We start from the raw sequence: 12,127 nt of genomic DNA, 5'->3' as shown, positions 1-12,127 counted from the left end.
CACACCCAGGCCGAGGCGATGCCGGTTGGCAAGCGCCGCGGCTCAGCGCCTGCCCCGGGCTAGCCGCCCCTGCAAGTCAATCGTCCAGCGCCTTGGGCGCCGCCGCAGGCTTGGCTGCCTTGCCGGCCTTGGCATTGGCCGGTTTGGCTTCCGGTTCGGGGGCCGGGGCTGGAGCCGCGGCCTGTTTCTCCGCCGCCGGCAATTGGTCGACCGTACTGAAAAGCTCCTTGAGCTCGATGGCCCCGGAATGCTCCAGTTTCTTCTCGCCGTCCTTGCCCACCAGGATCACCTTGGTCTGCGCCCCGGCGCCGAGCTTGAGACTGCGGATCAGGGCCATGGTGGATTGCGGATCGATGTCCTTGCCATCGCGCTGGCCGATGGTATTGATCACCGTGTACAGGACCATGTTGCGTTCGTTGAAGGCTTGACGGTTGGCCGGCTCATCCAGGGACTTCTTCAGGCTCACCAGGGTCGGGTCCACAGTGCTGGGAGCGATCACGATCAATGGCCGTGACTTGCCCAGGTCCTGAGCCAATGGTCCATCGTTGTCGGCAGCCAGGACGGGGCCGGCAACAGCGAGCAGAGTAGCGAGGGTCAATGACCGAATGAACATGCGTCTCTCCTTATGTTTTCCACGCAGTAATGATTGCGCATTGCGGGAAAAGGTCCAGGCCGAGACTTAAAATCTGACATTTTTATCGACCCGCAAACACCACCCCCTTACGTCAGCAGCGGGCCACTTGCTACGTTCGGGGATGAACGGGCCTAAACGAGAACCTGTAAAAAACGTCGTTTCTATTGGCTGCAGGGCGCAGCCCACCTGAACGATCGGCCCTGGCGTGAATGCTCCGGGCTGTCGCCAGTGCCCCACAGAGGCGGCACTCCAGAGCGGCGAACGGCATCGAAGGGCCAGCGCTCTGAATTGATTTCATATCTTTGCAGTAGCGGCCCTGAATAGACCTCGCTTTCGTCTGCGGTGGCCTGGAAGCTGTTCATGACCCTGTATCAATCGGGTTATTCCTCAACCTGCCAGGCCTGAGCCTGCTGCGATGGCTCCGGCGTCAATCAATAGACCTGAACCCGCCACAGCTCCCTGGATTTCGAGCTGGCCGACATGGCGCTACGCCCGTGAAGGGTCAGCCAGTTATCAACGATGAGCAAATCACCGGCCTTCCATTCGTGGGCGATCATGCATTGCTCGTCATAGATCAACTGATTGATCTCATGGGTTAGTAGAGAACTCTCACTGGCCGAAACACCATCGACTGAAACGCTGAATTTTTGCAGTTCGGAGTCACTGCCTTCCTGATAGCGCAGTATTTGCTCTCCGGTTTCAGGGTGCCGATAAATCAACGGGTAGGTTCTGGGTACGCCGCCAAAATAGGTCATCCGGGTGTCGTAGGTGAGTGTCATCCGGCTCCATTGCGTTTTACGCTCCGGCGCGATCATGTCCAGTACGAGTCGGCCGTCGACCAATGTGGTGCATCCCTCGCCAGGTTGCGGCGGTTGCTTGCAATAAAGCATAAACAGCGAGGCAGCAAACCACTCGTTGTCCTTCACTTTTTCATGGTCCAGAGGAAGCATGCTCAAGTCCCAGTGAAGGGGAGTTTTTTCCAGCGAGTGCACGAACCCGTCAGGTTTGTCCGCCGGTTTCACTACATGCACGGCTCCAAACTTCCAATGGTAGATTTCGCCAAACCTCTGGCTATAGCGGGTCAGCTCCTCCATCTCCTTGAAATCAGAGCCCCGGATACAGACAAATCCAAACTGGCGAACGATCGACTGCATGAAGTCTGCAGAGAGGCTTTCCGGCGCGGTATTTCCCGTCGAAGATATTTCCACGCCAAAGCTGGGTTTCTTGACCAACTTGTACGTGAACTGGCCGTCACTCGGCTTATCCAACTCAAGGTACAACCAGGGAGCACCATCCGAAGTCAAAAGAGCATGAGCATCCTTGTCGACACAGGCGTTGGGCAGCAGTTCAACCGTACCTGAACGTGTCAGCACCGGCACCGAATGCCAAGGTTGAAGCACTTTGGTTGCCCCAGCGACAAAGCCCAGCGTGAACTTCGGGCCAGCATTCGAATACTGGTGTACCGAAAGCCTGACGGCATCAGGAAAGTGCTGTTCGATGAGGGCATTCAGGGCCATTCCCCGGTACATCATTTCGTAGGCTTTCTGACCCAGCGCAGACAGGTATTCATCGTCCGACTGCCCATCTTGCCGATGCAGACGCATGTCATTGTAGAGATAGCCGCAGAGCTTATCGTGGGCAGTACTCAACTCAAGGTTGCACAACGCCCGTCGCTTCAAATCCTCAATCCCCTTGCAAGGCAGACTGGCGTTCTTGATCAGCGCCTTCCTGAGTTTTTCGGCAGTGTCTGCATGGGGAAAGAAATCACTGAGCTCCTTCCAGACAACGGCGTGCAGACCTGCAATGCTTCGCAGCGACTTGTTGTAGGCATCGCACACCGCATCGGGAACGCCCACGATGTCATTAAAGGTAAAACCATCGCTGATGAGGATGATTTGACAACCTGGGGCATACACACTTGCCACGCTCCGGCTCAGTTCCTCAATTCTCTTCAATGCGACGACCTCTCCGTAGTCAGGCATGACGCCAAAAGACTTCTCTACGAAGTTAGGGGATTTACAGGGAAAACCAGCCAAAACAAACTCGATGGGTTCGCCTGCCTCGATATATGGCAACAGCTTTTCCTTAAAGTGGACATGCCCCTCGCTAGCAAACTGATCATTTCTATCCTTGATCAGAAACCCTTCAAAAACATCAGAAATGGCATTCAACTGCAAACACTTACTTCTCATGAGATATCCCTTTCAATTGAACGAGCAAGTTCATTATGAAAACTGCTCCATACGAAAAATCCGTTTAAATCCCACACACCACCAATAAAATCGTCTCGACGCTTTACAGTCCAGCCCAACTCATCCACAGCAAAATTTGCGAGAAACACACTGACACGATAATTGGCAGCGCAATGGATGAAAATTCGCTCATCCGGATACTGCTTAACGATATTCTTGACCACTGCATAATCGTTTAATGTTGGCCTACTAAAATCAACCGGGTGGTGGTGATAGTTCATGCCTAACGATTTCACCAGCCCGGGCTCATCCTCGATTGAGTAGCGCTCGTCATAGGGTGCGATGTTGACGATTGTTGTCACGCCCTGCTCTTGCAACTTACTGATCTGTTCTTCATCGGGCTGCCCACCCGTCCAGATAAAATCAGTCAATATGCGAAAATTCATTATCCCAGCCACTACTTCCACCTCCATGGACCAAGAAACGCCGCTTTAGAATTCCTTTCAAAGCTTGAAAACACCCCCTTCACTCAAAAGCAATATTTCAACTTCCGACCGCCAGCCATCAATCGCTTACATAACCAAATGGCCTGCCACACTTAAACAACAAGTTATTATTTATCTCATCTACCTTGTCTCGCCGCTCCAGTTTTACTCCACCTTTTTCCTCTACCGCCACGGAGTGCCAAGGAGTCCTCCATAAATCACTGCTAGGCACCAGCTTCACGCCTATTTTCCTGGAGCCTCTGATCTGCGGGTGAATTGAAAGGCGAATAGCATCAGGAAACTTCACTTCGAGCAACGCACTCCAGGCTTCGCTTCTCTGCATTACACGGTATGCTGAACTACGCGCTGTTTTCTGAACTAACGTTCTGCTGGCATTGGAAAACACAGGCAGCCCGGAATAGTCCTCACAAAGAAACCGAGTAATTCCCTTATACATACTTTCATAGGCTTTATCCTCCAGCACCAAGCGCTTCAAGGTCATGAAGGAGGTCCCGTACTGCAACAGCAACTCCTCCCGCATGGAACTCAAACAGCCCAACTCTCTGTAGACATCGCGCAGATCATACATAGCAAAGCTGGTGGGATAGCGAATTGCACAGTAGTCCTCGATTTCACTGGTATAGGCTTTCACATCATCATCACTGATTCTGACAATATCGGAAAAGACATAACCATCCGAGCAAATATTGATTCTTGCTCCCGGCGAATACTTCAGCCTTATTTCCTCACATAGCCCATGCAAGTTATCTAGCGCATGAAACTCAGCATAATCAGGCATATTGCTCAGCGTTTTGTTTCTATTGGGAGATTTACCAGGAAAAGCTGGAAGCACCAATTCAACGGCAATACCTCGCCGCACAAAATGCATGATTCGTTGCAGGTGATACATGACTTCCCCTGCAGACTTATCGTCCTTCCCCTCCACTTCAAGCTCTCGCCCTTCATCATCGATAAAACAACAGCGTTTGAAAATTATTTTAATTACTTCCAGAGCAACACTCTCAACCTGAGACTCCAGCGCACTGGCAACTGGAGAATCAGCAGCACCATTCAATCTCATGACGACCACCTCCAACAGACTTACCCATTACAGGCTCACTCAATATTCGAGATCCACCCTCTTGCGCCTCCTGCCCGAGCCACGGTTCTCATACCATTGCCGCCGTAGCTGGACTGACAACGGTCCCAACCCGGAACCAGGCGGCATACAAGGCAGGAACGAAGAACAGGGTCAGCACCGTTGCTACCGCCAGGCCTCCCATGATGGCGATCGCCATCGGTCCCCAAAGGGTCGACAGGGTCAGGGGAATCATTGCCAGGATGGCGGCTAACGCCGTGAGTACGACCGGACGCGTACGGCGCACCGTGGCATCCACGATCGCCTGTTGCGGCTCGCTACCAGCAGCAATATCGCGATCTATCTGGTCCACCAGGATCACTGAATTACGCATGATCATCCCCGCCAGGGCGATCACCCCCAAAGTGGCAACAAACCCAAAAGGCATTCCGGACACCAATAGCGATAGGCTGACGCCAATCATTCCCAAGGGTGCTGTAAGGATGACCATGAACATCCGACTGAAGCTTTGTAGCTGGATCATCAAGAACACGGCCCAAAGCACCAGCATCAGTGGCATCACCGCCTGAATCGCAGAGTCGGCCTTCGCACTCTCTTCGATCGCCCCCCCGGTTTCGATGGAGTAGCCCACTGGCAACCGCTGACGAATGTCTTGCAGCATGGGCTCGATCTGCCGGGAGACATCGGGAGCCTGGGCTCCCGCCAAGACGTCAGCGCGAACGCTGAGCGCGGGCAAGCGGTTACGGGTCCACAATCCACCCTCCTCCAGGACCGGCTCGATCACCGCCACCTGACTCAAGGGAACACTACGGCCACTGGCCGTACGCAGGGTCAAATCGCCGATCTGCAATGCGTTCAAGCGCTCCTGTTCGGTGGCACGCACCACGACATCGATCGACTCGGTCCCTTCACGTACCTGGGAAACCGTAGCGCCACTGACCAGCGTCTGCAGCGTTCGGGAAATATCCTGAGTGTTCAGCCCCAAGGCTCGAGCGCGATCCTGGTCGATGACAAAACGCAGGGACTTGGTGAGTTCGTTCCACTGCAGATTGACGTCACGCAGCTGAGGATGCCCGCGCATAAGGTCACGCACCTCACCGGCTATGCTGCGCACGGTATCGGGGTCGGCCCCACGTACTCGGAACTGCACGGGATAGCCTACCGTCGGCCCCAGTTCCAGACGGTAGACCCGGGTGCGGATGTCCGAAAACTCACTGTCCAAGCGTGCTCTTAAATCGGCAGCCAGGACACTGGCCTGCTTGATCTCATGCGGATAGACAATCAGTTGCGCGTAGTTGAGCTTGGGCGTTTCCGGATCAAGCGCCAGATAGAAGCGCGGTGAGCCGCTACCCACGTAGGCGGTCACGTTCCTTACCCTTTCATCGTGCAACAGGAGTTGCTCTACCTCCTCGGTCTTAGCCAGTGTCGCGGCATAGCTAGCGCCCTCTTCCAAATGCACATCGATGAGAATTTCCTCCCGCGGAGAGTCAGGGAAGAACTGCTGAGGCACCCATTGAAATGCCACGAGGGAGATGACGAAGGTAACAATAGTCGCGGCGATGACTCGCTTTCGATGGTTGACACACCAAGTAATCCTGCCGCTGAACCAATGCTGAAAACGATGCTGCGTCCCCCCTCTCGGCGGGTCGGCAGGATGACGCTCGACATCGGGTAGCAGCTTGGCCCCCAGGAATGGGGTGAACAGGACCGCCACCCACCAGGAAACCAGAAGCGAGATACCCACTACCCAGAATATCGAACCCGTGAATTCACTGGTGGACGACTGCGCGAAACCGACCGGCACGAAGCCGGCTGCAGTAATCAGGGTGCCCGTCAGCATCGGGAACGCGGTGGAGGTCCAGGCAAACGAGGCGGAGCGGATACGATCCCAGCCCTGTTCCATTTTCACCTGCATCATTTCCACCGCGATGATCGCGTCATCCACCAACAGTCCCAGGGCGATGATCAGCGCGCCCAGGGAGATGCGCTGCAGGTTGATACCCAGACACCACATGATGAAGAACGTGATGCCCAGTACCAGAGGCACTGACAACGCCACCACCAGGCCTGTGCGCAAGCCCAGCATGAGCAGGCTGACGCCCAGCACGATGATCAGGGCCAGGAGAAAATGCCCGAGGAACTCATTAACCGAGTGCCGAACCAGAGTCGGCTGGTCGACAATTTTCTCGATCATGATCCCGGCCGGCAGGGAGCGCTGGATCTCGGCGATGCTTTGATCCAGACGTTGGCCCAGTTGAAGAATGTCACCGTTATCCACCATGGACACCGCCAACCCCGTAACACGCTGTGCGTCACGGCGCATGGACATCGTCGGCGGGTCGGTAAAGCCTCGTGAAACCTTGCTCACATCGCCCAGGCGAAAAACTCGTGCTCCGACGTTAACCGCCACGTTCTCGATATCCTCAACCCCGCGTGCAGCACCCTCCACCCGCAGGTAGATACGAGCCCGTGGCCCTTCAATCACACCGGAAGGTTCCACCACGTTCTGCTGCTGCAGGCTGGCGAACAACTGCTGGGGAGCAATGCCCAGTTGAGCCAATTGCACATGGCTGAACTCGATATAGAAACGCTGCTCCTGGACTCCCAGCAGTTGCACTTTGGAGATGTCAGGCACTTGCAGCAGGCGCTCGCGGGCCGCCAGCAGCACCTGCTTCATTTGCCCGTCGTCGAAGCCATCGGCATGAAAAGCATAGATAGAACCGAAGGTGTCGCCAAAGTCATCGTTGAAAAAAGGCCCTTGCACGCCTGCGGGCAAGGTGTGCTGCATGTCCTTCACGCGCTTGCGCGCCTGATACCAGCTTTCACGGATCTGCGCCTTACGCGTCCAGTCCTTGAGCACCAGGAACAGGGTCGCCTGCCCAGGCCGTACGTAGCTGGTGGTGTAGTCGTAGTTCGGGACCTCCTGCAGCGTCCGCTGGATCCTTTCGACCACCTGCCGTTCCAGGTCCAGGGTCGTCGCGCCCGGCCAGGCAACATCGATGGTCATGACCTTGATCGTCAGGCTGGGATCTTCAGCGCGCCCCAACTGGAAATAAGCCACCACCCCCATCAACAGCGACAGAATCATGGTGAAGACCACCAGCGAACCGTGACGCAGCCCCCAGGCCGACAGATTGAACCGGTTCATGGCAATCTCCCGCCCCAGGCTTGAACTTTCTGCTGTTCATCAAGGCGATGCACCCCAGCCGTGACCACTTCCTCACCGGGAACCAGCCCATCAATCACACTAAAGGTATCAGTGGCGAGCGCCCCAACTTTCACCGACCGCAGCCGCACATGCTCGCTACCCGGCGCCAACACCCACACAGCGGGCTGGCGGTCTTTCTGAAACAGTGCTGTCAGGGGCAAACGAATATGTGGCTGGGAAATCGGTGAGTTGATCTGCACGGCGGCGGTCATGCCCAATCGGGCCGAGGCAGGCAAGGAGTCGAGTGTCACGCGCACCCGAAAAGTCCGGGTGGCCGGATCGGCCATAGGAGCAATTTCACGCACTTTGCCTTCAAGTACCTCGGACGCAGAACTCAACAAGGAAACACTCACCGACTGCCCCACGGCAATGGCTGCGACCTGCACTTCAGGCACATCCATTTGCACCTCCCGGCGCCCGGAAAACGCCACCTGCATGATCGGCATGCCTGATTGCACCACTTGCCCCACTTCGGCATGCACTGCGGCCACCGTCACCTCCACGGGTGCCGACAAAGTGCTGTAGATGAGATTGTTGCGAGCCTGCTGCAAGCGGCTGCGGGCGGCCTGAACACCTGCCCGCGCGGTGCTCTGGAGCGTTTCCAAGGCATCGAAGTCGGCCCTGGCGATCGCCCCGCTCTCGACCAGGGTGCGATGGCGCTGGACGTCACGCTCGACTCGCCCAAGGGTTCCTTGCTCCTGAGCCAGCAACGCCTCGGCTTCGTCCACGGCCAGACGGAACGGCACCTCATCCAGACGCACCAGCATCGCCCCGGCCTTGACCTGCGCCCCCACATCCACCGGGCGTTCGACGATACGCCCGGAAACGCGAAACGCCATCTGGCTTTCTACCCGCGGAACCACAGTGCCGGAGAGCACCAAGCCGGACATTGCATCGTGCTCCAGGCGTACCTGGGTCACCCGCACGGCCAATGGATGGTCAACCGCTGCCGGGGCTTCACCGCAGCCGGAAGTGATTGCCGACGACACCACAGCCAAGACCACCATGAGCCCCTTGCGGACACAGCCAGGAGCGGCCATGGAAAAGGAGCCGAACACATTTTTTGTTTTCATGCTTGCTAACTCGCCCGTGGACGGATGCGCTGACTAGCCCAGCGGAAAAGGGCCCATTCTTATTTTGTACTGACCCGCACAAAAGTTGAATTTTGTACCAGTCCGAATAATATTCGTCAATGCAGAATTATCTGAACCCAGAGCAGGAACACTATGACCGACCCCATAAGCAAACCTCGTGGCCGTCCTCGCGCCTATGATCCCGAGCTGGCTCTGGAACGAGCCCTGCAAGCCTTCTGGAAGGGCGGTTTTTCTGGAACCTCGCTGGATGACCTCGCCACCGCCACCGGCATGAACCGGCCGAGCCTGTACGCGGGTCTGGGGGATAAAAGAACCATCTACATCAAGGCCATGCAGCGCTTTCGAGACCATGCCCAAAGGCATTTTGGCCGAGCCCTCGAAGCCCACGCCGGCGATAACTCGTTCGCTGACGTCATCGAGCGTTACCTGAAGGCGGCCATCGAACTTGAAGCAGAGCACCCCGACACCGGCATCAGCGGCTGCGCCGTGGTCTCCACAGCCACCGCGGAGGCCCTGGTGGACCCGCAGATTCGCCAGCTCCTGGACGACGTACTGCACGACATGGATGAACAACTGCTGACCCGGCTGCAGGATGCCGTCGAAGCGGGCGAGCTGCCTGCCAACACCGAAGTCGGCGTCCTGGGGTTTCTCCTGACCTCGACCGCCCATAGCATCGGCATTCGTGCACGTGCCGGCCAGGAGCGCCAGGCCGTCGAAGAGCTGGCCGGGCCCATTGCCCAGATGCTGTTCCATGCCACTCGGAATTCCTGATCGAAAACTCTTCCCTCTAGCTCCGTCAAGTTGCCTCCGCGCCTTGGAACACCTTATTTCAGCCGCCGGGAACATGGGGCGACGCATCAATTGCGAGAGCCGAAAAACAGCGGCAGATCTCGCCATGCAGCCCTACCCCGCCCCATCATTCATGAGGGTTTTATTAGCACGCTGAATAACAAGATGCTATTTGCGGCGAACAGTGAGGAGCACACCGAAAACTGCAACTTCAAGCCTGAAAAGAATGAGCCTGAAAACTGGAGTTAGTTAATAAAAGCCCGTCCGAAAGATAACTTTCAACAACACTCAGAATGTTCATGCGTCATTTTCTAAGCGTCAGAAAATAGGCACTACACCCCCCCCTGAAATACCGACAGCCATTGCTTGCACGGCATATGCCCCCCAAAGATCAAACAATCCGCCACGCGGATTATCTGGAAAATCCCACCAGACAATGATCTGGAACACAATCTCAATTATCCGCATCTTGTTCTTCTATTGCCCTCCGAACTATAGTGCGGCGCGGCACGGACAGCCCGATACAACACAACTATCAAGCGGCAACTCGCCCCACTCCCGAACACTATCCCATGGCGGATTTTTTCGAATGAGCGTCCGATTCCGATGATCCCTCTCCTCGTCTGCGATGACTCGAGCATGGCCAGAAAGCAGGTGCTGCGGACCTTGCCCAGTGAGTGGCAGGTGTCCGTGACCCAGGCATGCAACGGACGCGAAGGCCTGGAAGCCTTGCGCCGGGGGCTGGGCAAGGTGGCGCTGCTGGACTTGACCATGCCGGTGATGGACGGCTACCAGGTCTTGAGCGCGGTGCAGGAGGAAGGCATCGAGGCGCAGATCATCGTCATCTCCGGCGACGTCCAGGAAGAAGCCGTGCGCCGCACCCGCGAGCTGGGCGCCCGGGCCTTCCTCAAGAAGCCCTTCGACCCGCAGCAATTGCGCGCCCTGCTCAACGAGCTGCAACTGCTGGACAGCCCTGCCCCCAAACAACCGGCAGCCCCCTCGCCACCGCCGCTGGTGACCTTCAACGACGCCTTCCGGGAAACCGTCAACGTGTCCATGGGCTACGCCGCGGCGCTGATCGCCAAGGTCCTGGATGTGTTCGTGCACTTGCCGATCCCTCACGTCAACGTGCTCGAAGCCGGCGAGTTGCAGATGCTCCTGGCCGATGCCAACCGCGCCCGGCAACTGACCGCGATCTGCCAAAGCTACATCGGCAGCGGCATCGCCGGCGAAGCCTTGCTGATGTTCTACGACTCCGAGGTGGCCGACATCGCCCAATTGATGGAGCAAGGCACCGATCCCTACCAGGAAATGGAAGTGCTGATCGACCTCTCCAGCGTGTTGATCGGCGCCTGCCTGAGCAGTATCGCCGACCAGCTGGATGTGTTTTTCTCCGTGGGCCATCCTCAGGTGCTGGGCGAGCACACCACCATCGACGAGTTGATCGTGCTCAACCAGCAGCGCTGGCAAAAGACCCAGGCGGTGGAGATCAGCTACAGCCTGGAAGAACAGAACATTCACTTCGACCTGTTGCTGTTGTTCACCGAGGGTTCCATGGCCTTGCTGGAACAGAAACTCGCCTACCTGATGAGTTGAAGCATGCCCAAACGAATGGATTTCAGTGAGCTGCACTGGTTGCTGGCGGTGGTCCAGAGCATCGATGTGGGCATCGTGGTGCTCGACCTCGAATGCCGGGTCCAGGTGTGGAACAGCTTCATGGAGAACCGCTCCGGCGTGCCTTCCAAGCAGGCCATCGACCAGTCGTTCTTCGAGCTATTCCCCGAAGTCGAACGGCCCTGGTTCACCCGCAAGGTCGGGCGCGTGGTGGCCCTGGGCACACCGGCCTTCACCATCTGGAAGCAGCGGCCGTACCTGGTGCACTTCGACAACTACCAGCCGATCACCGGCCAGGGCCAGTTCATGTACCAGAACACCACGCTGCTGCCGCTGCGCTCGTCCAACAGCGAGATCCACCACGTCTGCCTGGTGATCTACGACCTCACGGACGTGGCGATCAACAGCCTGGCGCTGCAGAAGGCCAACCAGCAGTTGCAGCACCTGTCGCGCACCGACCACCTGACCCAGCTCTACAACCGTGGCCACTGGGAACAGCGCCTGCAATTCGAATACAGCCGCCACGGCAACGCCATCGCCCTGCTGATGCTGGACATCGATCACTTCAAGTCGATCAACGACCGTTACGGGCACCAGGCCGGCGATGCGGTGATCAAGCGCCTCTCGGAGCTGATCCACGACCATGTGCGCGAGAGCGATGTGGCCGGCCGTTATGGCGGCGAGGAGTTCGCCATTCTGTTGCCCCACACTGACCTCGCCGGGGCCCGCACCCTGGCCGAACGCCTGCGCCAGTCGGTGCAGGAACAGCAGGTGATCCACAATGGCCAGATCATTGCCTTCACCATCAGCCTGGGCATCGCCTGCCTCGACCGCCCGGCCCGCGATCACCGCTGCCTGATCGAATGGGCGGACCAGGCGCTGTACGCCTCCAAGCACGCCGGGCGCAATAGAGTCAGCACCTACGCGCCTTGAACAGCGGCTCCGGGGCGCTTGAAAAAAAGCCGTCCCCAAGGGATAAACTGCGCGCCTTTCCGGTCCATCCCCGGTCTGC

General features: G+C 57.3%; 9 protein-coding genes. 3 read left to right on the top strand and 6 right to left on the bottom strand.

Going from position 1 to position 12,127, the window contains the following annotated elements; all coding sequences use genetic code 11:
• Positions 1 to 76: 76 nt before the first annotated feature.
• From LXM55_RS23495 to LXM55_RS23470, 6 genes are all read right to left on the bottom strand, one after another.
• The gene (locus LXM55_RS23495) at positions 77 to 613 is read right to left on the bottom strand and encodes a DUF4174 domain-containing protein (protein ID WP_233322557.1); all 537 of its coding nucleotides are present in this window, start codon (positions 611 to 613) and stop codon (positions 77 to 79) included.
• A 452-nt stretch (positions 614 to 1,065) separates the two neighbouring features.
• Positions 1,066 to 2,811 carry an isocyanide synthase family protein gene (locus LXM55_RS23490; protein WP_233322556.1) on the bottom strand — a complete coding sequence of 582 codons (1,746 nt, stop codon included), beginning with the start codon at positions 2,809 to 2,811 and terminating at the stop codon, positions 1,066 to 1,068.
• An 11-nt stretch (positions 2,812 to 2,822) separates the two neighbouring features.
• On the bottom strand, positions 2,823 to 3,257 hold the full coding sequence (locus LXM55_RS23485) for a protein tyrosine phosphatase family protein (RefSeq protein WP_233322555.1): 435 nt from the start codon (positions 3,255 to 3,257) through the stop codon (positions 2,823 to 2,825).
• A gap of 133 nt (positions 3,258 to 3,390) precedes the next feature.
• A complete protein-coding gene (locus LXM55_RS23480) occupies positions 3,391 to 4,392 on the bottom strand; it encodes an isocyanide synthase family protein (protein WP_233322554.1) in 1,002 nt (333 codons plus the stop codon).
• Between the two features lie 88 nt (positions 4,393 to 4,480).
• Complete coding sequence (locus LXM55_RS23475) at positions 4,481 to 7,558, bottom strand: efflux RND transporter permease subunit (RefSeq protein WP_233322553.1); 3,078 nt, start codon at positions 7,556 to 7,558, stop codon at positions 4,481 to 4,483.
• Positions 7,555 to 8,691, bottom strand: coding sequence for an efflux RND transporter periplasmic adaptor subunit (locus LXM55_RS23470; RefSeq protein WP_233322552.1), 1,137 nt, complete (start codon positions 8,689 to 8,691; stop codon positions 7,555 to 7,557). Before LXM55_RS23470 ends, LXM55_RS23475 begins: the two co-directional genes overlap by 4 nt.
• 153 nt (positions 8,692 to 8,844) lie before the next feature.
• Between LXM55_RS23470 and LXM55_RS23465 the strand changes: the two genes are divergently transcribed.
• The 3 genes from LXM55_RS23465 to LXM55_RS23455 all read left to right on the top strand — a co-directional run bounded on the left by LXM55_RS23465 (position 8,845) and on the right by LXM55_RS23455 (position 12,048).
• Entirely contained in the window at positions 8,845 to 9,483 is a 639-nt protein-coding gene (locus LXM55_RS23465; protein WP_233322551.1) for a TetR/AcrR family transcriptional regulator, read from the top strand.
• A gap of 624 nt (positions 9,484 to 10,107) precedes the next feature.
• The gene (locus tag LXM55_RS23460; RefSeq protein WP_233322550.1) at positions 10,108 to 11,097 is read left to right on the top strand and encodes a response regulator; all 990 of its coding nucleotides are present in this window, start codon (positions 10,108 to 10,110) and stop codon (positions 11,095 to 11,097) included.
• Between the two features lie 3 nt (positions 11,098 to 11,100).
• Positions 11,101 to 12,048, top strand: a complete 948-nt coding sequence (locus LXM55_RS23455) for a sensor domain-containing diguanylate cyclase (protein ID WP_233322549.1) — start codon at positions 11,101 to 11,103, stop codon at positions 12,046 to 12,048.
• The last annotated feature ends 79 nt before the right edge of the window (positions 12,049 to 12,127 follow it).

This window comes from Pseudomonas sp. Au-Pse12 (assembly GCF_021341665.1).
In the GTDB taxonomy this organism is placed as follows: Bacteria; Pseudomonadota; Gammaproteobacteria; order Pseudomonadales; family Pseudomonadaceae; genus Aquipseudomonas.
Note: the sequence above shows the minus strand (reverse complement) of the source record. Positions and strands in the feature narration are given on the sequence as shown.